Annotated in this window: 19 protein-coding genes and 1 pseudogene; 11 read left to right on the forward strand and 9 right to left on the reverse strand. The window is 65.4% G+C overall.

What is annotated here, in order from left to right:
• Window positions 1-29: 29 nt before the first annotated feature.
• From ABAZ39_RS14365 to ABAZ39_RS36885, 6 genes and pseudogenes are all read left to right on the forward strand, one after another.
• Window positions 30-959 (forward strand): abortive infection family protein, encoded by a 930-nt coding sequence (locus ABAZ39_RS14365; RefSeq protein ID WP_051658117.1) that lies wholly within the window; start codon window positions 30-32, stop codon window positions 957-959.
• A 41-nt stretch (window positions 960-1,000) separates the two neighbouring features.
• Window positions 1,001-1,828, forward strand: a complete 828-nt coding sequence (locus tag ABAZ39_RS14370; RefSeq protein ID WP_144243556.1) for a hypothetical protein — start codon at window positions 1,001-1,003, stop codon at window positions 1,826-1,828.
• A complete protein-coding gene (locus tag ABAZ39_RS14375; protein ID WP_040133767.1) occupies window positions 1,825-2,265 on the forward strand; it encodes a PIN-like domain-containing protein in 441 nt (146 codons plus the stop codon). The genes ABAZ39_RS14370 and ABAZ39_RS14375 overlap by 4 nt, the downstream gene beginning before the upstream one ends.
• 551 nt (window positions 2,266-2,816) lie before the next feature.
• On the forward strand, window positions 2,817-3,290 hold the full coding sequence (locus tag ABAZ39_RS14380; protein ID WP_211113715.1) for a hypothetical protein: 474 nt from the start codon (window positions 2,817-2,819) through the stop codon (window positions 3,288-3,290).
• Window positions 3,291-5,064: 1,774 nt separating this feature from the next.
• On the forward strand, window positions 5,065-5,529 hold the full coding sequence (locus tag ABAZ39_RS37690) for a hypothetical protein (RefSeq protein ID WP_144243557.1): 465 nt from the start codon (window positions 5,065-5,067) through the stop codon (window positions 5,527-5,529).
• A pseudogene (locus ABAZ39_RS36885) lies at window positions 5,445-6,077 on the forward strand (Hsp70 family protein); the annotation flags it as partial. The gene ABAZ39_RS37690 and the pseudogene ABAZ39_RS36885, both read left to right, overlap by 85 nt.
• 726 nt (window positions 6,078-6,803) lie before the next feature.
• Here ABAZ39_RS36885 and ABAZ39_RS14405 read toward each other — a convergent pair.
• The 3 genes from ABAZ39_RS14405 to ABAZ39_RS14415 form a co-directional block, all read right to left on the reverse strand.
• Window positions 6,804-7,340, reverse strand: coding sequence for a hypothetical protein (locus ABAZ39_RS14405; protein WP_040133773.1), 537 nt, complete (start codon window positions 7,338-7,340; stop codon window positions 6,804-6,806).
• A complete protein-coding gene (locus ABAZ39_RS33045) occupies window positions 7,337-8,512 on the reverse strand; it encodes a hypothetical protein (protein WP_144243559.1) in 1,176 nt (391 codons plus the stop codon). The genes ABAZ39_RS14405 and ABAZ39_RS33045 overlap by 4 nt, the downstream gene beginning before the upstream one ends.
• Before the next feature lie 583 nt (window positions 8,513-9,095).
• Complete coding sequence (locus ABAZ39_RS14415; protein ID WP_040133774.1) at window positions 9,096-9,728, reverse strand: 3'-5' exonuclease; 633 nt, start codon at window positions 9,726-9,728, stop codon at window positions 9,096-9,098.
• A 248-nt stretch (window positions 9,729-9,976) separates the two neighbouring features.
• On the opposite strand from ABAZ39_RS14415, the gene ABAZ39_RS14420 reads away from it, so the two are divergent.
• Window positions 9,977-10,345, forward strand: coding sequence for a DUF427 domain-containing protein (locus ABAZ39_RS14420; protein ID WP_040133775.1), 369 nt, complete (start codon window positions 9,977-9,979; stop codon window positions 10,343-10,345).
• 564 nt (window positions 10,346-10,909) lie between these two features.
• Here ABAZ39_RS14420 and ABAZ39_RS14425 read toward each other — a convergent pair.
• The gene (locus tag ABAZ39_RS14425) at window positions 10,910-11,899 is read right to left on the reverse strand and encodes an NAD-dependent epimerase/dehydratase family protein (RefSeq protein WP_040133776.1); all 990 of its coding nucleotides are present in this window, start codon (window positions 11,897-11,899) and stop codon (window positions 10,910-10,912) included.
• Window positions 11,900-11,992: 93 nt separating this feature from the next.
• On the opposite strand from ABAZ39_RS14425, the gene ABAZ39_RS14430 reads away from it, so the two are divergent.
• The gene (locus ABAZ39_RS14430; RefSeq protein WP_040133777.1) at window positions 11,993-12,949 is read left to right on the forward strand and encodes a LysR family transcriptional regulator; all 957 of its coding nucleotides are present in this window, start codon (window positions 11,993-11,995) and stop codon (window positions 12,947-12,949) included.
• A 154-nt stretch (window positions 12,950-13,103) separates the two neighbouring features.
• On the opposite strand, the gene ABAZ39_RS14435 is transcribed toward ABAZ39_RS14430, so the two are convergent.
• Together ABAZ39_RS14435 and ABAZ39_RS14440 are read right to left on the reverse strand one after the other, a co-directional pair.
• Window positions 13,104-13,904, reverse strand: coding sequence for a class I SAM-dependent methyltransferase (locus ABAZ39_RS14435; protein ID WP_040133778.1), 801 nt, complete (start codon window positions 13,902-13,904; stop codon window positions 13,104-13,106).
• 519 nt (window positions 13,905-14,423) lie between these two features.
• Window positions 14,424-15,143, reverse strand: coding sequence for a DUF1194 domain-containing protein (locus ABAZ39_RS14440; RefSeq protein ID WP_051658119.1), 720 nt, complete (start codon window positions 15,141-15,143; stop codon window positions 14,424-14,426).
• A 426-nt stretch (window positions 15,144-15,569) separates the two neighbouring features.
• On the opposite strand from ABAZ39_RS14440, the gene ABAZ39_RS34155 reads away from it, so the two are divergent.
• The 3 genes from ABAZ39_RS34155 (at window position 15,570) to ABAZ39_RS14455 (ending at window position 18,028) form a co-directional block, all read left to right on the forward strand.
• A complete protein-coding gene (locus tag ABAZ39_RS34155; RefSeq protein WP_081863055.1) occupies window positions 15,570-15,812 on the forward strand; it encodes an antitoxin Xre/MbcA/ParS toxin-binding domain-containing protein in 243 nt (80 codons plus the stop codon).
• A gap of 247 nt (window positions 15,813-16,059) precedes the next feature.
• On the forward strand, window positions 16,060-17,238 hold the full coding sequence (locus ABAZ39_RS14450; RefSeq protein ID WP_051658120.1) for a DUF3182 family protein: 1,179 nt from the start codon (window positions 16,060-16,062) through the stop codon (window positions 17,236-17,238).
• A complete protein-coding gene (locus ABAZ39_RS14455; protein WP_040133780.1) occupies window positions 17,222-18,028 on the forward strand; it encodes an alpha/beta hydrolase family protein in 807 nt (268 codons plus the stop codon). The genes ABAZ39_RS14450 and ABAZ39_RS14455 overlap by 17 nt, the downstream gene beginning before the upstream one ends.
• A gap of 83 nt (window positions 18,029-18,111) precedes the next feature.
• On the opposite strand, the gene ABAZ39_RS14460 is transcribed toward ABAZ39_RS14455, so the two are convergent.
• The 3 genes from ABAZ39_RS14460 to ABAZ39_RS14470 all read right to left on the reverse strand — a co-directional run bounded on the left by ABAZ39_RS14460 (window position 18,112) and on the right by ABAZ39_RS14470 (window position 20,873).
• Window positions 18,112-18,903, reverse strand: a complete 792-nt coding sequence (locus tag ABAZ39_RS14460) for a DUF3891 family protein (protein ID WP_040133781.1) — start codon at window positions 18,901-18,903, stop codon at window positions 18,112-18,114.
• A gap of 516 nt (window positions 18,904-19,419) precedes the next feature.
• A complete protein-coding gene (locus ABAZ39_RS14465; RefSeq protein ID WP_040133782.1) occupies window positions 19,420-20,469 on the reverse strand; it encodes a competence protein CoiA family protein in 1,050 nt (349 codons plus the stop codon).
• A gap of 167 nt (window positions 20,470-20,636) precedes the next feature.
• Window positions 20,637-20,873, reverse strand: coding sequence for a hypothetical protein (locus ABAZ39_RS14470; RefSeq protein WP_040133783.1), 237 nt, complete (start codon window positions 20,871-20,873; stop codon window positions 20,637-20,639).
• Between the last annotated feature and the right edge of the window lie 166 nt (window positions 20,874-21,039).

Raw genomic sequence — 21,039 nt, forward strand, 5'->3', positions numbered from 1 at the left:
TCCGGCGGGACGCCTTCCGGGGAGCGGCAATGCGCATCGGCAGGGACATCCGGCAGATCATCTTCGACGGCCTGAGGATTGAGAACGTGCGGTGGTGGGGCGCCCTCGACGAGGTCGCGTTCCTCTCCCCCATGTTCGACCTCGAAGCCCTCCCGTCCTACGACAGCCGCTTCCAGGACGCCGCGGGGGACATCTGGCAGCACCGCGAGAACAACCCGGACGACTGGCCCCACGACTGGGTCTTCAGCGACCGCCGCCTGAACCTGCTCGGGTGCGCCGACGAGACCTTCCTGGCGTTCCTGTGCCGCATGCTCCACCCGGTGGTCCGTCCCGACGGGAACGAGGCCCAGGGTTTGGCGGCCAAGCTGAACGAGGCGCTGGCGCCCGCGGGCGTCGGCCTGGTCGAGGAGGGGACCATCTTCGGGCGTCCCGTCTACGTCGCGCGTCCGCTAACCTCGGCTCGTTCGTTCCTAAGGCACGCCAAGGTTTCGGCGGATGTCCTCGACGCCGGGTGGATGGCGAACGAGGTGCTCCGGCTCGAACGTGCGGTCGACGCCGACCCGGACGCCGCCCTCGGCGGCACCAAGGAACTGATCGAAAGCTGCTGCAAGACCATCCTCGCCAAGCGCGGCACCCCGGCCCCGGCCGGGGTGGACCTGCCGAAGCTGGTCAAGTTGGCCCTCACCGAACTGAAGCTCGTCCCCGACGACATCCCTGACGCCGCGAAGGGCGCCGACGAGATCCGGGTGCTGCTGAACAACCTCGCCACGGTCGCCGTGAAGATCGGCAACCTGCGGAACTGGTACGGGACCGGCCATGGCCGAGCGGGGAACCACAAGGGCCTCCAGCCCCGCCACGCCCGGTTGGCGGTCATGAGCGGCATCGCCTTCGTCACGTTCCTGGCGGACACCTTCCGGGGGCAGGAGGCGCAGCGTGCGTTGACCACGGCCGTCCCCTGACGCCGGTCGCGGGACGACCTTCTCGCCGGACCAAGGCGCCCTTGCGCCTGACGCAGCCTGCCGCTACCATGGCGCGATTTTCGTGCTGGGAATCAACCGCCGTCCCGCTCTCCACGAACACGGCTGGCGCTCCTCACCTGCTGCGGACCACGATGGGCAATTTGGATTCAACCCTGCTGGAGCAAGGCATCTATTCCCTGCCCCAGGCGTCACGTCTCGTCGGGGTGCCGCTGCCCAAGGTCCGCCGGTGGATGAAGGGCGGCGTCGTGCGGCGCCGGGGCGAGACGGACTTGGTCTTGGAGCCGCTCTGGTGCCCTCGCCTTCCCGCAATGGACGGCCAGGTGGCGCTGTCGTTCCTCGACCTGATGGAGCTCCGGCTCGTCCATCTCCTCATCGACCAGCACGACATGCGGCTGCCCAAGGTCCGGGAGTGCATCTATGGGTGGCGCCGGTTCGCCGACCGGTACCCATACCCCCTGATCAACCGGAAGGTCGATCTCTTCACAGCCGGGTCGTCGCTCAAGGCGCGCCTGCACGGCGAGGACGGCATCTTCGACCTGACGACGATGCAGTACGTCATGGGCGAGATCCTCAGGCTCCGGGAACTCGACCTGGACTACGACGGTCGGGACCTGCCGACATGCTGGTGGCCACGGGGCCGGGACGGCCTCATCGTGGTCGATCCGCATGTCGAGTTCGGCGACCCCGTGACCCGGGAGGGTCACGTGCCTACACGGGCCATCGCCGTGGCCGTCGGCGCCGAAGGCTCGGAGGCCAGGGTCGCCCGCATGTACCGCATCGAGGAGCACGCGGTGCGCGCCGCGGTCGAGTTCGAGAAGGGGCTGCGCGCGGGGAAGGCCGCCGCTTGAAGCTGCTCCTCGACAACGACCTGTCGGTTCCGTTGGCGGAAGGGCTCGCCCCCATCCTGATGGCGTCGCACGCAGTCGAGGTCGCCCACGTGCGGGACGCGTACCCCGGGATGCGGTGGGACGCGGTCTGGCAACGCCTGTCGGTCGACGGATGGACGTTGCTGAAGGGCGACGGCGAGTCGCGCCACCAATCCCATCGGCTCGACGTGATCCGCAGGAGCAACGCGAGCATCGTCTTCCTCGCGCCGCGCATCTGGCGGACGCCGGTCCACCAGCAGGCCGGAACCGTGCTCCTCAAATGGGAGGTGATCACGGCGGCGCTAGAGATATGCCCGCTGTGTCTGTTCGACGGGCGCGCCGCGACACCCCTTGCGGTCGGCGGGCATTCCGCCACCGCAGCCGGAGCGCCGGGGTTCCGCCGAGCGTCCGGCGCCTGAACACGCCTTCATCCCACCAGGACGGATGTCGCCGACGGCTCAGGGGTGCGCCTGGAGTCCGCAGACCACGACCGGGCCGCCGGGGGAGGACGGCGCCTTCCGCGGCGAGGAAGAGGAACCACGCGCCGACCACCGCGGGGGCGTAGCCCAGGAACCTTCCGGGGCATCCCGCATTCCAAGGATCGTGGCGCAAGGAAAGGGGGGTCGCGATCGGATTGCTTGTCGAGGAGACTGGTGCGGCGGCGCACGCGCCGTCGGTTCCCTAGCGCGGATTTCCGGCCTCGCGTCTGTCCTTAACGTGCGGTGAACTGATATGCCTCCGCCCCCGCCTAGACTGAGCGTGGGACCGGGCGTCGCCTCGGTCGATCTCGGCGATGGATACACCTATGGAAACGACTTTCCCTGTCGATGGCTCCACTCCCGGGGCACCCTCCACGGATACTAGGGAGGCGGGAGCGATTACCCCTTCGAACACAGGCGGCATCTCGGCGGCGAACGGCGGGAAGGTGGCTCCGGCACTAGGCGCGGAAGCGGCGCACGTCGTCCGGGACGTGATCGCCGCCTCCGTGGAGGTGACCTCGGCGTTGCTCGACGCGGGGCGCGGCGGGGTCACGGTGGCTATCGTCGCGGAAGGCCGAATGCAGGCGGGACGTGGCCACTGGATGGTAGACGCCCGTACCGATCCGCTACTGTTCGGCAAAGGCATCCACCTGCTTCTCCGCCCTTATAAGCCCGGGGACGCCCTCCTGCCGAATACCGTGGAAGTGCCCGCTGTCCTGCCGGGCGACGGGACCGATCCCGCCGTGACGAGGATCATCGCAACATTCGATGCGGTGGCGAAGGTCGGGATGCCCATGGCCGTCTGGTTCGACCGCGACCGGTGCCTGGACGTCACCGGCCTGCGCGTCCGATGCGTCGGGATGGTAAGGGAGACAGGGGCGTCGCACGAGGTCGCGCTCCTGGCCTTCGGCGAGGAGGCGTCTGCGCGCTGGGTCGATGTGCCCCTGGTGGTCGGGCTGTCCTAGATTCGTGAGCGAGGCGGGCGCGGCGTCCCCTTAGCCCAATCGGGAAGATAGTCCAGATTGTACACGGGCGGGGAGGCGCACTCCGTCAAGAGTGCCTTGCCAATGACGACGATCAAGCGGTTACGAAGGGACTTGCGCCTGTCCTGGTCGGATCCCGCAATCTCGTCGCAAGCCTCGCAGATCGCGGCGTGCAGTTGCTCAACGAGGTCGCATTTCTCGTCTTCGATCTGGTGAACAAGGTTGGTCATCGTGCCCTGCGATATTTCAGATGGTCGGCATCGCCGATGCGGTTCCGGACCTTACCCGGGGCCGTGTGGCATGTCGATCATGGGATGTGCCCGCCCCGACCGGGTGCATGCCTGCCTTGGCGCAAACGAGACATCCGCCCCGATCGGCGATCTCTCCTTGCTTGCCTCGCGGCTGCGCCGAAGCCGGGAGATGACGATCCGGCCCGCCCCACGGACGGGACGCCTGGGCCGCCCCAGCCCCGCGCCAGGAACGCCTTCCCACGATGGCTGCGTTCGAAAATCTCGCGTTATCCGGCGACCTCGCGCGGGAACCTCGCATTATGCGGCGACGCGCCTCGGGTTATCTGGCGGAGCCTCCAGGCGGAATGCGACCTTCTACCAGGTCGGCGCCCCGGGTTATCTGGCGCCCGACACAGGTGTTGTTGGTGTGGTTGGTCCTTAACGCAAAGCTTGAGAAACCGAACTCTATGATTGAGAAACTTTAACTCTATGATTGAGAAGTTTCACTCAATGATTGAGAAAGGCTGAGATCAAGCGAAGCTGGAACTTGACAGAACAGACGCAGAATGGGGCGGATCCAACCGGGTCCGCCCTTTTTCATAAAGCCCACGTTCCACACATGGAACTGGGGCTGGCGCCCTGCCCCATCAGTCCTTGAGACGCTTGCGCCGCGGCGGCTCGGCGCCCCCTTTCGATGATCAAGCCGGCCAACATGACGGACGGGTGCGTCGCCAGAGCACGCGCCAAATCGACCACCATAGGCAAGCGATGGATTGGAACGGCCGCGTTCCAAATCGCTGAGATAAGGCACGCTCATTCCGGCGCCGAACACGAGTTCCTTCTGGAAAAGGCCTCCTCGCTTTCTGTCCAGCAACGGGCGCCCCGTAACACTCGGCTGTGGGCCGACCAGTTCGGCCAAGGTCCAGCCCGATGCCGCACGCCCACCATTCCGGTGCCGCCCAACACCACGTTCGTGTTCAAATTCGCCTTCCTCCGTCCCACACGGGTGAAATCTCCCCGATCGCCCTGACGCGAAAGACTGGCTATGCTAGAAACGTGCGAGGTTGCTTCCGGGACCACGGAATGGCCCGGGCGCGCCCCCTGATAACGCTGCGATAATCACGGTTATCGGGGGGGGTATCACGTGACTTCCGCTGTTGTCGGGAACGGACGCCGGCACCATGGACCGGCTGTCGGCTGTCGGTTTTCCGGGATCGCTGGACTCAAGCCTGAACCCGCGGAAAGCAGCCGGATCTCAGCCCAGGATCGCCGGATAGGCAGTGCCAGGATCACTGGATTCGAATCGGGATTGGTGGACAGGTTCCGTCTCTCAGACCCTCCCGGCGTCCCCATCAGCACCGCATTTTCCCCAGTGCAAGCCGGTTGGCGACCCGCTGCGGGCGAGGCAGAACACGGCCAGTTTGATTACGTCCGACAAAAGGTATTTCCGGACGGAACCCTTGCGTGCGGCGGCGCGATCCCGCATCCTCCGCGCGAACCGCCCGCCCTTACCGCTTGGAAGCCACATGGCCAAGCACCAGCACCCCTTCACCGTTCCCGGCATCCGCCGCGCCGGCGACGAGTTTCAGGACCTCTGGGGCATCGAGCTTCTGCTCGAATGGCTGGAGCATCCTGAGCGCTATGACTGGGTCCGCTTCGAATGCGACGACGTGGGCGCCCTCGACGACGTCGTCGCTCGGCGCCGTGAGGGCGGGCTGGTCTGCCGACAGATGAAGCACACGGCCGAGCCGGACCGACCGGATCTCGCCGCGTCCTGGAGCTGGCTGACCAAGCGGGAGGCTGGCGCGAAGGGGTCGCGCCGCTCCCTGCTGCAGCGCTGGGCCGACGCCTTGGACCGGACGCTTGATGACGAGGGCATCGTCGACGCCGGCCTGTTCACCAACCGTCGAAGCTCATCGACCGCAACACGACCATCCCGACGAAGAAGAGCCAAGTCTTTTCGACCGCCGAGGACAACCAGACCGCGGTGACCATCCGCGTCTTCCAGGGCGAACGCGAGATGGCGGCGGACAACAAGCTGCTCGGTCAGTTCGACCTCGTCGGCATCCCGCCGGCCCCGCGCGGCGTGCCGCAGATCGAGGTGACCTTCGACATCGACGCCAACGGCATCGTCAGCGTCACGGCAAAGGACAAGGCCACCGGCAAGGAGCAGCAGATTCGCATCCAAGCCTCGGGCGGTCTGTCGGAGGCCGACATCCAGAGGATGGTCAAGGATGCCGAGGCGCACGCCGAGGAGGACCGGAAACGGCGCGAGTTGGTCGATGCCCGCAACCAAGCGGACGCCGCGATGTACACGGCCGAAAAGCAGTTGCAGGAGCACGGCACCCGGGTGAGCGAGACGGAGCGCAAGCCCGTGGAAGACGCCCTGAACGCCCTGCGCGAGGCGGTCGGTGGCGACGACATCGACCGCATCCGGCAACGGATCGACACGCTCTCGCAGGCGCTCACGCGCTTCGGCGAGACGATCCACCGTGCCGCCGCCGACACCGGCATCTGCATCCGCCGCTCCAAGACTGATCCGGAAGGCGAGGGCGCCGAGGTTTGGCTGTCGGCCGAGGCTATGGCCGCGCTCGCCGCGTGGCGGGTGGTGGCGCCCCGTTGGCCGGATTCGATCACCCGGCGCGCCGACGCGGGAGGGGGTGTTCGTCTTCGGCCATCTGCGGCGCGGCGGCCCGGGCGAGCGGATGAGCCCGGCGGCAGTGCGGCGAGTCGTCGTCCGACGCACCGGCGCGGCCGACCCGCTGGCCGTCGGCTTCAGCGGTCATTCCTTGCGCGTCGACGCCGCCCAGGATCTGCTCGCCGCCGGCGTCGACCTAGCCGGCCTCATGCAGGCCGGGCGCTGGGCCTCGCCGCAGATGCCGGCGCGCTACACCGAGCGCTTGCGGGCGGTGCGCGGGGCGGTCGCGCGGATTCGACGGTCCCGGCAGCGGGGCGACCACGGCCAAGACCCACTGTGATCGCCACCATCGACGAAGTCGCCATCAGCACGATGAAGCAGGACAGGTCGCAGGATTTGGTTGGTCCGTGCCTGGGCCGACCGAGCAAACGCCTTCGGACGTCGCCAACCAAGAGGCATCCTGTTCGGTCCCCATCGTTGGACGGGGATGCTCCACTTCGGCTTTTGGCGCAAAGCGGACCCTATCAAGGTGATGACGCTCTCCTTTCATCACACCTCTCCAGACCGCCGATCACCCGGACTGACGCAAACATGTTGGGCAGAGCTCTCCATAAGGGAAGGCTTCGGCTACTCCTTGCCGCTGCAGGACAGAATGAACGGCAGTAGGTCCTCATGTGGACGGGCGTCCCCTTGGCTGGCCGCTGACAGGTTATCGAGCGCCTTGGCGAGCGGGACGGAATCGAGCAGGCCGACGGCGGCGAGCGTGCCAACCACCTGATAGGCCTCGGCGCAGTCCTGCCGGAGGCGCTGAAGCTCGCGCAGCAGCGCGTCTCGGTCATCACCGCGAACAGCGAACGGGTCCGGGTCTTCGGGACCTTCGTTCACACCTTCCACCTGTGCCAACATATCGAGAAGACTGCCACGCTCACTCGACGGCGTGAGCTGGTCGCGAACCGGGAACGCGATGCCGGAAGAGGCGAAAAATTCTGTCCAGCGATCAGGCTCCGCCGCGGCCCGATCTGTGGGGGCGTCGAGCGGCGGGCCGACCTCCACCGGGCGCATTCCCCGCGGATGCCCAAGGATCTCGTACCGGCCGTCCCCCAAATCGCGGCCGGGCTCCCATTCAGCCGTAGGAGACAGTCGTATCCATCGCATTGTGGTCATGCCAGATGCTCCTTCACTTGACGGTAGAGCACCAGCGCCTGTTCCAACTGCGTGACCGCCGCATCCAACTCCTCCGGCGGCACGATCGTCCAGCCGATTTCCGACCCGGCCACAACCAGCACACGCGCCCGGTGGCGAATAGCCGCAATATGTTCGTCAATGCCACCGCCCTGGCTCAGAGCTGGAGCAAGCGCCAGCACCTCGATCTCCGGTGCCGGGCAGTCAGCGCCTGTGCCGCGTGTCAGCGCGTCGGCAATTCCTATCATGTCCAGGTCGGTAAGCTGGCGAACCCAGCCTTGCTCCTGCTGGCCGTTGTTGGACATGATCGGAGGCCCCCGCCCAACATCCGCCCTCCAATCAACCAAGTCGGGCCTGTTATCCGGCGTGATGCCGGCCCACAACTCCTCCAGGGTGTAGCGGTACTGCGGCTTCTGGGGTTCACGACCCTTTTCCGCACAGGCGGCCAGATACTCGTCCACGCTGTCGCGGAACGCTTGCCACAGGTCCGCGGCCGTGCGCCCCTCGGCGTGCACCACGTCAGAGATTTCCGGCGCGACCGCATGCAGCGTACTGGTCACCGGGTCGATCTGGATATCCAGTGCGTAGCCCTTGTAGCTGTCGTCGCGGTCGATCTCACCGGTGCCGGCGCCAAAGCCATCCCGCGACGTGCGCCACAGACACCCACGGAGCCGAGCGATGTCAACTTCGGCCTGCTCGACGCGCTGGCGAAGCTGATCGATTTCGTCGCAGGCCACCTCGAACGCCGGCACGCTCGGCGCGAGGTCCTCGGCGACGCGTTGTCCCGCGATGGTCCGTTTACCGAGAGCATGATAGTGCAGCCATTTCCGGCGCAGATTCGCCAAAGCCGAGCGGTCCCAAGGGGCTGGCGAAGCACTGACGTCCGGCGCCTCGCAGGGGAATTCATCCTCTCTGGCTATGCCTTTGAGGGCGGCGATGACAGCCACACTGGTCTGTCCACTCAAGCCGGCGACGCGGAACGCGTGCGCGAGCGCGTCCCATCCTTCGAAGGAAAGGTGGCGCTGCGGCGGCACGACTTCACCACGCTCCGTTCGTTTCATGGCATCGACTATGTTGCGAGCGGCGTCGTCAAGCATCCGGTCGCCGAAATGGATGTGCAGCGGCGGAGAGGCGCGTTCGGTGTCCTTGCTCATCAACCCCTCCACTGGTATCGGCGGCATCGCTTCCAGCTCCGGTGCCCGAGATCGGAGCGCCATTGGTCATCCCACGCTGTCGGTGGTCGGCCCAATCTTCCGGAGATAGCTACATCGCCTTCATCCACCTCGGCTGCTGCGGTCCGGCGTAACTCTGCGAGCGTTTGCGGATGGCGCAGCATCTGGCCGACGAGACGTCCAAGACGCGGCTTGCCAGTGCCGGGAAATGGCACGCGGCGAATTCTGAACATGACCTTTCTCCGCTAGGTAGCTACCTAGCGGAAGGCCGAGGGCTCCTTGCTCCGTCGACGCTGCATGACCATGGCTTGCGCATCACAACGGTCGCAACATAGCGTGTTCGGGCCGCTCCGCCTAGTCCACCCAGGATCGATGGTCTCGAACTTGGTGCCCCCCTTCGCCACACTCCTATCGGTGGATGGCGCCCCTTCCTGGGTGGCGGGATCGTTCGCTTTGCGCCATGAGCAGCCAGCACCGTTCAGCGCAAGCTGCCCCGATACGCGACCTTGACGCCTTCCGCCCGTCAGGGCGCGCGGCACGATATCCGGATGCCCGGCGCCGTGCCTCACTCATACACGGCGTCGCGCGGACCGGTATCTCCCAACGCCATTTTGACGAAGGCATCAGCCGTCAGGTCTGCGTCGAGCAGCGCGCCATGGTGGGCGAAGCGATCACTCCGGTCGAGCCACAGCCGATCACACAGCGCATCGAGCGAGCCGGAAGCACCGGGGAAGACCGCGTGCGACATCTCCTTGGTACAGATGAACCGGTCCGCCGAGAACGTGTCGGCACCCCATGCGGCGCGTCCGCAGCGCGCGAACTCGTAGTTCAGGAAGTCCATCTCGTTCTCATAGGCATGCGCCACCAGAAGGTCCTCGCCCAGAAAGGCGAAAAGCGCGTCGGCCACCTCGGGAAAGCGGGGCGCCACCTTCAGGTCGGCGGGCTTGATGCCGTGCACCTTGATGGCGTCGGGATGGAGAGGGGCGTCGGGGTTGACCCGCGACTCCCAGCTGCGCGCTTTCCTCCAGCCATCGCCCTCACGGATGATCTCAAGACACCCGATTTCGATGATGATGCCGGGCTGACGCAGGCCCTTGGGCGCCTTACTGATGTCCTGGAGGCTCGGCAGGCGCCGTCCGGTCGTCTCGATGTCGATCGCGACCAGCCGGTCACGGCCTTCCCACGGCTGCATGCTCATTGATATCCAATCTTTCATCGGTGGAGCCACCTGTGGCACGGATGTGAAACAAGGACAACGCTCCGTCACGCCGCCCAGAGTAGCATGGCGAAAGCGCCGGCCGCCGATCAGCGACACCACGGTCACAAGCGGCCGGCCCATGCCGTCGAGGCTCTTGACCCTGATGGGTCAGGATAAAGAGTCGCTGGTATAAGGCATGACGGCCGCGCCATGACCGGCGCGACTACCGGTGAGCAAGGAGTATCGCTGTGAAAATTCCCGGCCCCGAGCATCCCATCACGATCATCCCCAACCCGAATCGGATTCGTGTCGTCTTCGCCAGCCGGGTCGTCGCCGACACGGCACGCGCCCTGACGCTGACGGAGGCGAAGTTGCCCGTGGTCCAATATATTCCCCGCGCGGATGTCGACATGACGGCCTTCGAACGCACGGCGCACACGACGCATTGCCCTTACAAGGGCGATGCCACTTACTACAACCTGTGCGTGGGTGATCGCATCGCGATCAACGCTGTCTGGACCTACGAGACTCCCTATCCCGCCGTGGCCGCCATCCGCGAACATTTGGCGTTTTATCTGGAACGCGTCGATTGCATCGAAGAGCACGCGGCCACATAGCGGCAGCCGGCGGAAGGCTCCGCATGCGGTGTTGCTTTCATCGCAATGCCAGCTCCGTCTGCTCCTGACCGATAGTGTTGAAAAACTCCCTGACGAGTACTTCGCAGCCGTTTTGACGCAATAATGATCCACTCTGCCGGCCTTCAGAGCGATATCGCTGCGTGGCACCCCTATAGAGCGACGGAAAATTATAGAGCGACGAAAAATTTCTCGCTCCGGCAGGCTCGAGAGTTTTTCAACACTATCGGCGCAAAGCGGACCATCAGGGGCTTCGAACTTGGTGCCCTCTTTCACCACACGGCGAACGGCTGGGTGAAGCTGCTGGTCCGAAGGCCTACGGCTGTCGCCGCGGCGTGCCCCGTTACAGCGCTGTCGGGATTTCGACCGGGACGGGGCAAGCCCCTCTACCCGCACAGCCCCAGCAGGCAAGATGATGACCCTGAACATGCGTGTTGGCAAGGGAGTGGCTTCTCGCGGCAGGTTCCCCTTTCGCAACACCCATACTGGCAATTGTCGGTGCGAATCGGCCTCAGACGTGGCAGGGACGGGCCTCCCCTACTCGTTCTACACGGTAGGACAGGTTGCCGCGGTTCGTTGGCACCCAGGAAGGCACCCGAGCCCGACCAGGGTGTCGCGCACCGCCTCGTCGAGCGGGGTGTGGGGCTCAGCCCCAAGCTCAGCCGTCAGCCGGGCGTTGTTCAACTTGACGGGAGTCTCCCAGAGGTAACGCATCTCTACCAATTCCTGAAACAGCGGGACGAATGGGGAGGCTGCGGTCATCAGGAGCCATGGAAACCGACGGACGGGGAGATCAGGCTCGCCAACCACGCGCCTGATCGCTTCCAAGACCCGTGTTCCGTCTTCGTCCCAATGCCCTCCCATGTGGAAGGTGGCGAATGCATCCCGCGCCTCACGTTCAGCCAAACGCACCATTGTCTCCGCAACGTCAGGGAGGTAGGCCCACTGATGTCCGACGCCCGTTTTGCCAGGATAAGTGATGGAGCGGAGTCGGCGTCCGGGCTTCACAAGCCCTTGCGAGAACCAGCTGTTTCCTGCCCCTGGGCCGAAGAAATCGCCGGCGCGCACGATCAGAACTCGAACGTCCCCTTTGTCCGAGGCCATCCGGAGGTGCCGTTCCATTTCGACGCGAATGGCGCCCTTGCGGGTGAGCGGGGTCTGGGGAGAGGACTCATCCAGCAGCGGGAACGCGTCGGGCCCATAGTTGTAGACCGTGCCCGGAAGGAGGATGCGGGCGCCACTCGCGCGTGCCGCGGCAATCGCATTGGCCAGCATCGGAAGCACCAGCTTGCCCCAGTTCCGGTAGGCCGGGGGGTTTACCGCGTGCACGATGAGCGAGGCTCCCTGCGCCGCGTGCGCCACGGCTGAGGCCGACAGGGCATCGCCGCGAATCCACTCCAGGCCGCCTTGCGCGCCGGCTTTGCCGGGATCGCGGGCAAGCGCGCGGACAGTCCATCCACCGTTGCGCAGACGCCGCGCGACGTGCCCACCGATGCCCCCCGTCGCGCCGAGGACCAAGGCTGTCCGATGTGTCATATCCAACTCCTGCCGCTGCGTGTTGCGGCAGGTTGCTCCGTGGTGCTTCTCAACGGAATTGTGGAAAGTCGTGCAGTAGCTATACTGAAATACATGAGCCAGGAGCCCGCTTGGGACCTATACCGGACCTTCCTCGCCGTCCTGCGGGAGGGATCGCTGTCGGCTGCCGCGCGATCGCTTGGCCTCACCCAGCCGACGGTGTCGCGTCACCTCGAGGCGCTCGAAGACGCCGTAAGACTGAGGCTCTTCGTCCGGTCGCAACGGGGACTGACTCCGACCGAGGCGGCGTTGGAGCTTGAGCCTTACGCCGACACGATCGCCTCCGCCGCGGCCGCGATGCTCCGGGTCGCTTCGGGGCATGGTGCCGTGGTCGGCGGAACGGTGCGGATCAGTGCCAGCGAGGTTGTCGGGGTAGAAGTCCTGCCTCCGATCTTGACGGCATTGCGGGAACGACATCCTCATCTAACGATTGAACTCGTGCTCTCGAACACGGTTGAGGACCTGCTTCGTCGAGATGCCGACATCGCCGTGCGAATGGTCGAGCCCGCCCAGGATGCGCTGGTCGCCAAGCATGTGGGGATAATCGCGCTTGGATTTCACGCGCATCGTCGATACTTGGACCGGCGGGGCATGCCCGCCACGTTGGGCGAGTTGGTCCAACACGACGTGATCGGCTTCGACAGGGAGACACCAGCGATCCGGGCGATGCTCAAGCGGGTCCGCGGCGTGGACCGATCCGCCTTCGCGCTGCGGGCCGACAGCGACCTTGCCCAGCTTGCCATGCTCCGGGCCGGCTTCGGCATCGGCGTCTGCCAAGTTCCGGTCGCTGCACGCGATCCCGACCTCGTCCGGGTGCTCGCCGACGCGTTCGTGCTGAACCTTCCGACCTGGGTGGTGATGCACGAGGATCTCCGGTCGAGCCCCCGGTGCCACACCGTGTTCAACGCGCTCGTTGACGGATTGGCAGCCCACTCGAAAGCAGGAGCGTCCAGCGCGCATCGCGAACCTGGGACCCGGCCCGAGATGCCACCGGACAAACCGGAGTGGTAGGGAGGACGTTGTCTTACACCGGTCTGCACGGGATTGCGGCGCCTTTTCCAAAACAGTGACCACGCTAGCTGGCGGCTCCCCTTTCACCACATTGGCTCAAACCGCATTTTGTCCGGCTGACCACCGGCTTTGGCCGGGCGCATGCCCTTTTTTGTCAGTCCTTGCGGCCCCTCACGGCCCAGGCCCGCGCGACAAGATGGATGCTGCCGTCTGCCTGTGCCGGTAAGGACGCCCGCAGGCGCTCACGCAACGCGGCTCGGTTGTCCTCGTCCAACGACATGCAGTAGGCCGGCGCCGGCGCTTGTCCCCCAAGAAACGGAGCCCAGTAGTCGTCGAAGTCGCGGAACTTGGTGGGAACGTCGATCGGGAGGGTCTTCACCTGCGAAAGGCCGGCGCCCTCGAACAGCCGGCGCATTGTCTCCGGCTGGCATATCGGGAAACGACGCCCCTCGTCGAACCCGAGGGCCTGCGTGTCCAGTGCGATCGCCGCATCCCAAAAGCGGCGCATCAACTCCATCTTGCCTGCGTAATCCCAGACATAGAGCGCCACCTCGCCGCCTGGTCGAACGACCCGCGCCATCTCGGAAGCCGCGAGCGGATGATCGGGCAGGAAGTTGAGGACGAGGCCGGACACCACGCGATCGAACTGGGCGGCGGGGAACGGCAGGCCGAGGGCATTGGCTTGAAGCAGCTCGGCGCCTGAGGCCTTCAAGCGCCGATGTGCAAAGTCGAGAAAGCCGGCTGACGGGTCAATCCCGACCAAACGCTTGGGGGCGCATCGCTCAACAATGGCCTCCGCCACCGTTCCGGTGCCGCAGCCCACATCGAGCCAATCGAGGTCGGTCGGGGCGTTCAACCAAGCGAGCAACGCGTGGGCCACCGGACGGCTCCAGCGTCCCACGTAGGGTTCATAGAGGTCACCGCTCTCCCAGCGAACGGCCGCGGCTTCCGTCATCGCCGGGGCTCCCTTGGCCTTTAGGAGCCTGATCGTACTCCTTCCCGGCTTCGCGATCACTGGAACAGGCGGATAGGCGGGAGACCGCGACAAAAGCCTTTTCTTTACCTGTCAGAGGCCTTCTCCTCAACAGCCTCTGACGCGCTTCCGCTCTTGATCCGGACCAATTCGCCAACAGTGTCCGGGCCAAGAACCGACCAGTCACAGAAAAGGCGCACGTTCCCTCTTGCCGCGTCGGGCCCGGTTCTGTTCGGCCTTGCTTCCGTAGGTGTCCGAATGATGGGCGCGCACGGCCCACGCTGATGTTCGCATCCGACTGTTGTTTCAGCTCCAGACATTGGAGGCAAGCATGTGCCACAGCAGTGATCGTTGGAGCTTCTGGTCTCATCGGCAGCAGAAGACGGAGCCGGTGAATCGGAGTACGACACCGGCACCGACCGAGGAGGATGCCCGGAAGCCCGCCGTGGAACCGCGTGAGGACGAGCGAACCCGGCGCGAGAAAGAGTTGGAACGCCTGCCCTAATCGGGAAGCTTCTGAATCGCACTGCTCTCCTGCTCGGCTGCGTTGGCGATCTCCCGCTTGAGTTTGGCGGTGATGGCATGAACAAAGCTTGATCGGTCAGCGACGCTGTGGACAAAGGCGCCGGAGCCGCCAATGACCCGTTGTGCGAAATACGCCCCGAGCCAGGGAACCTCGTCGAGGATGACCAAGCCGTTGATGGTGACACCCTCAGCAACGACGCGGTCGCGCGCGACCTCTGGGAGCGTGCCAACGTTGTTGTAGCCGTTGCTGACAACGTCGATGACACGGCGGGGCGCCGGCATAACGTTGGGAAAGAGCGTCGCGCAGTTCAACAGCGCCGCACCGATGCCGGTGCTGCCGGCACGGTCACGCCGCGGCACGGCGTCGATCGCCGCCGCGAACGCTTCGCCGCTGCTGGCGTCAGCGATCACCGTCCATGGGACGAACACCTTCAGGGCCGTGGGATCCGACCATAGCACCAGGGTCACCGCAATTCGACCGCGATAGCCATCACGGATCAACTCCACCACGGTCCGATCTCGGAATGCGGCCGCATGTCCGTCGAGTTCGAATTCAAACATGGCTTGGTCGATGCTTGCTGATCCGTCAACGGCGAGCACGAGTTCCAGATCGACGGCGGGCTGGGCCGCAAGGGCGCTGCCACAGGAGAGGATGGTCGCGGCAACTGCAGCAGCAACTCCGGTCGGCACCGACATGACTGGCCTCCACCCAGTTATGTGGAGCGGCCCGAAACGTCTGCGACCGCCTGAAGCAACCCATCGCCGTTACGCGGTCGTCCAAACGAGTGTCCCCTTTCACCACACCGGGAAGGGTATCCGTTGGCAGCAAGTGCCGCTCCTTGAGGCTGCCGAGCAAGCTTCACGCTGCCCACCAGAGCCCATCAGGCGGCTTGGTCACGCTGGTATCGCCGTACGGCTTCCAGGTCCCACGCGGAACCCCGCAGGGTTGCCCGATGCTCCGGAGTGAGATCACCGGTAAACACTGGGTATTTACCCCACTGCCGTCAACCAAGAGGTGCCTCAAGACGGCTCACCGACATTCCAGATGGCCGCGCCCGAGCAACCGCCTCGGCTTCGCACTGTTACCTTTATCGCTGGGTGCGCTTACCAACCGAGGGACCGATGGGCGACGAGATGACCCCCGACGAATTTCTGCCCCCGGACGCCAGGGCACGCTTTGATCGCATTCGTGCAACGGCCCGAGAGGTCTTCGGCGACGACTACAAGGCCCGTGATTTCCTGGTGCGACCTCACCCGCAGCTCGAAAGTCGCCGACCCATGGCCCTCCTCCTCACCGAGGGTGACGAAGGCGTCAGGCGTGTCCAAGGCATCCTGCGGAGTCATCGCACGGCTGCCAAGCGGTAAGGATGACCGGCTGCGTTCCCTTGTGCGACGTTAGCGACGGCTTCTGACCAGGGAAGAAACGCACCCGAGAGACGAAGCGGATGGAGTCTGCCGAAAGAGCCCCTGTCCGCTGCCCAACCGTTCCGTCCACGGACGCAATCCGCCCGCAACGCGGATGGGGGCGACAGGGTTATCGCAGGAAGGCCGGCGACCGGAGAAGGCCTCCGCGGCGCGGAGGATAAGCTGCCGGACAGCGCATGAGGGCAGGATGACACGGCCGAACGCGCTTGAATCTCCCAGCACGCAGGTTGGTCCGCTTCCGCGCCAGGGCCTTGTCCTGTATTGGCCGGGCGTAGGAGGCTATGCGCACAGCCACGAGCGGGCCACCCATTTGGAAATCGCGCGACGGCTTGCTGCGCTCAAAGGGTTCGATGGCACCGGGGAATTCGACCCGAACCGGCGTTACGCCGATCCGGTCTATCTCCTGCCGGCTTTCACCCTCGTGGGAACCGACTCGGCAAGCGCGCTCGGCATCCGGAGCGAGCATGACCTGTTCGGCGGTGTCGTGCCTCACTCCTTCGCTGCGACCAAGGCGATCACGCACCCGCTCATCCGGTGCGACGCCTGCGCCCCAGCCGGCTGGTCGGCGGAGATGGGCCAGCGGGTCCGTCGGGTCGTCCTGCCGGGATTCACCGCCTTCAGCCACGGCGACGCCCTTATCGCGGGCCGGCACCTCCTGGATGGCGGGTCGGTGCGCGTCAAGCCCGTCCAGGAAACCGGTGGCCGCGGACAGGCCGTCGTGGGCAATGACGTCGAACTGACGGCCGTTCTGGCCGCCATCGACCCTGCGGACTTGTCCCGGCACGGCATCGTACTGGAGGAGCATCTCGGCAATGCCACAACGCTCAGCGTTGGTCAGGTGCGCGTGTCGGATCTCGTGGCAACCTATTACGGCGTGCAACGCCTGACCATGGACAACAACGGCGCAGTGGTCTACGGCGGCTCCGACCTGACGGTCTGGAGGGGTGGTTTCGACACCCTGCTCGGCCTCGCCCTGCCGCAACCGGTCCGGCTCGCGGTGCAACAGGCCTGCGTCTATGACGCCGCCGCGACCGCCTGCTTTCCCACCTTTTTCGCCTCGCGCCGCAACTACGACGTCGTCCAGGGGGTGGACGTTCGCGGCCGGCGGCGTTCCGGAGTGCTCGAACAGTCCTGGCGCGTCGGCGGGGCCAGCGGCGCGGAAATCGCGGCTTTGGAGGCGTTCCGGGCCGACCCGGACCTGAAGGCCGTGCGCGTCGCCAGCGTCGAGGCCTATGGCGCCGATGCGGCGCCGCCTCCGGATGCGACCGTGCATTTCCGCGGTCGGGACGAGCGGGTGGGCTTCATCAGCAAATACGTGATGGCTGAACGGTTGGGGGTGGGAGACGCTCATGGCGACGAGGGATGAGGGTATCGACATCGCGGTGGACGACCAACGCATCGCCGGGACGTTGGTCACCCCGGCGGCGGCCATTCCGGGCTTCCTGTTCATCCACGGCTGGAGCGGCAGCCAGGAGCAATACCTGGCGCGGGCGCGCGAGATCGCGGCGCTCGGCTGCGTGTGCCTGACCTTCGATCTGCGCGGGCACGCGCGCACCGATTCACAGTTCGAGACCGTCACGCGCGAGGACAACCTGCGCGACGTCATCGCCGCCTACGACGTTTTGGCCGGCCAGCAGGGTGTCGATCCGGACAACATCGCCGTGGTGGGCAGCAGCTACGGCGGCTATCTGGCGACGATCCTCAGTTCGTTGCGTCCGGTCCGTTGGCTCGCGCTGCGGGTGCCGGCGCTCTACAAGGATGAGGACTGGCACGTGCCAAAGCGGCGGCTCGACCGTGACGAACTGGCGACCTACCGCCGTGGCGAGGTGCGCGCGTCGGAGAACCGGGCGCTGAAAGCCTGCGCGGCGTTCGCCGGTGATGTGCTCATCGTCCAGTCCGAGCATGACGACATCGTGCCGCATCCGGTCATCATCAACTACCGCAAGGCGTTTGAGCGGGCGCGGTCCCTGACTTACCGGATGATCGAAGGCGCGGACCACGGCTTGACGGACGAGGCGTGGCAGGAGGCTTACACCTCACTCCTCGTTACCTGGGCAGCGGAGATGGTGCTGGGCGCCCGGGAGGGAGGCGGTGCGTCGGCGGTGCACACACACCGCCAGCCCATGCCGCGTCGGCAGAAACCGAGCCAGGCATAACGCCCACCTGCCGGCTGCTGCGGGTCGGCGCACCCATCATGCTGAATAATCGATAGGGTTCCCGCCAGGGTGGGCAATCGCCGCTACGGGTGCCTCAGCACAGTCAGGATGGTGACGGGCTCCGCATCGTTCAGCGCCTGACGCATCGTCCGTTCGTCGGTGAAACGGCCGCGCAGGAGCCGTCCCTCGCAGACCACCTCGACATGGTCGGCAGCGAAGGGCCAGGGGTCGACGACCAGTTCCACCGGGGCGCCAGACGGTGAACGGAGGCGGATCTCCGTCCGGGCCTCGCCGATGGTCGGGACATTGGGAATGCACGCTTCGCTGGTGAGACCCCATCCGACCTCCAAAGACATGCGGTCCACGGCGGCGACAAGCAATCGGTTGCGCTCGATGGTCTGCGGAGAGAGAGCCGACGTATAACGCGGGTTGCCCGACAGCGCCCCAATGCAGGCCCGTTGGAACCGGTGCTGGTCGTCCAGAAAGCGGCGAACCAGCGCGGCATCCTCCGGTGCCGCCTTGGCAAAATCGAAAAAGCTGCCGTAGATCGTGTCGGCATGCAGCGAGACGAGGAGAGCCGGATAGCGCCCGAACGCGAGCGCGCGGCGCACACCGTCCGTCCAAAGGCTGGTATGGATGGCCGCGCCGAGTTCCTGGAAGCTGTGCGGGCGGGCGGTCTGGGGGTTCAGCGTCGGTTCGGCTTCCCAGGACAGCCAGCCGATGTCGTGCAACTCCGCCCCAAGACAGACCTCCTCGCAGGGTACGGCCGGAGCGAAGATCCCATTGCCCCAGGCGCGGAGCAACTGGCCGGACAGCCAGGCATGGCTCGGCTGCGGGATGGCGATCACATCTTTGCCGACATCGCGAAACAGCATGGTCGACTCCCCAGGTCATGGGCAAGCCCGAGACCGGCGACCTGTGCCCTGTAAACGGATGCTGCCAGGGATCGTCTCATTGGATGCAGGCGTGCCGGTCGGCCATGGATGGAACGCTCGTCTCGCTTACCCGATGACACCAAATCGGTTATGGACCCGTCCGCGGTCCCCTTGGCTTGGGTCACAAAACCTATGCTGCCCGGACGGCATGAGGTGCACCTTCACCCCTCGCAGAGAAGTCCTGCTTTGGGTCAAGCCGGGTTCATCGGTTCGGCAGGCTGGACAGCAGCGTCCTCGGGTTCTGCTGGCGCGGCGGGGATGGGCTCCTCGTCGACTTCCTCCGGAGGGCGGCCAAGGCACGACCCATCAGGGCAGGCGAATGGTGACAAGGTCAGGGGCGCAAACTGGTGAGACTTCATGGCGCATCCTCCTCTTCACGTCAGAACACCGTCCACGCGACAACGTCGCAGGGGAAGCTGAAAACTTGCTTGTGGGTCGGCGCCCGCTTGGGACAGATCACTCTATGCCACGGCAAATCCAGCGCGCTGCCGTGGGGCCCGGTATCCAGGGGTCACCCGAGAGTGTCCAGCACCGCCCCCAGCGGTGGGAATCGAATACGTCGTCGGGGAGTTTGACCAGCGAGATCGGCGCATCACACCACGGACAGTGCGCCCAGGCGCCGCCGGCCTCCTTACCGGGCGGCGGTGTGCGCACCGTCGTCAGGCTCGGCACCGCCTTAAGTAGCTTTGGAATCGCGCTGCGATAAAGCGCCATGAGTTGCGGAATTTTGGTCAAATCACGCGCCGACAGGACGCCACGCGGGGCGAAGATCGTGTGCTCGGGCACGTTGATCAGAGCGGTGAGGAGGTCGATATCCCGACGGCACCGCCAGCATTCGGACGTGATACTGACCACCGCGGGCGCGGAGGCGGGCATCGCCGGACCTTGGAAACTGATGCGCCCCGTCAGAAGCATCGTCGTGAAGCCCGCCAGCCCGGTTCGTCCGCTGTGCCCGTCGGCATCCGTGACGATCACGTGAGGAACAGCATCGGTCGTCTTAGGGCGCACCAGCCGGAAGAGCGGCAGGTCCTGGCGGGGATGATGGCCGGGCACGTCGTAGCCGACAAGCCAAGCGCAGCGGACGCCGATGGTCTGGTAGCGCTCCTGTCGGTCCTCAATGGCGATGAGCGGAATTCGGGACAGTTGCACCTCGACCGCCACGGCCCAGGACGGGTGGCGGATGAGGACGTCGGCGATGGCGGCGCCGTCGTTCAGGCGTGCTTCAGTGGTGACGTCCAGCCCCAACGCCGCCGCCGCGCGCGCGACCACCGTCTTGGCGATCATGTGGTACGGACTTTCCCGGACGGGGCAGTCGGCTCCCTTGTGGCAAAAGAATTGCCAACCGGTTTGGGAGGTGACGGGTACCACGGCGGAACCGCAGCAGTCAGCCGTCAGGCCGCGGGTTCGGTAGCTGGCTTTGAGGGCCTCCCATTCCGCAGAGGACATCATCCACGCTTCGAGACGCGCTCCATCCGACGCAATGGCGAGCAGGGGCATTGAGAACATTTAGCAGATGGCCACAAGCCTTAAAACCTGTTCCTTCATAATGAATGGATCAAGCTCTACTGTTAGGTCAAAGCCCGCCGTCCCCTTTCACCACACCAACGCCAGCGGCTTTTGACCCGATGCCGACCGTCACTTACGACCGTATTGCGCCAGGTGCGGACATTGGCTTACTGCCCGATAGCAGGCGTTCGGCTTCGCACCGCGTTTCGGTCATCCCCTATCCTAACCTGGATCAGGTAATGGTCGATGCCGCTGCGGGTGATGACCTGGGTGGTGCGGTGAAAGGTTTGCGTCACCGAGGCGCAGCGGCCGAGCAGCGCGCCGCCCAGATGATAGGTCTGCAAAGTCCCGCGGAAAGCGCCGACCTCCTCCTTCGGCAGGCTGATGTCGAAGACCGGCGACATCTGGTCCCGCCACAGCCAGAATCCTTCCTCTCCTGGACTCTCCCGGACTCTCCAGGCTGTCGAAGGAAAGAACCGGAGCGGCACCGTGGGTTGCATCGGCCATCAATAGTACCCAAAAAATTCTCTGTGGAAAGGGAAACCACTCCCCGGCACCGCTGTCAAGATT

This window comes from Azospirillum argentinense (assembly GCF_000632475.1).
Lineage (GTDB): Bacteria > Pseudomonadota > Alphaproteobacteria > Azospirillales > Azospirillaceae > Azospirillum > Azospirillum baldaniorum.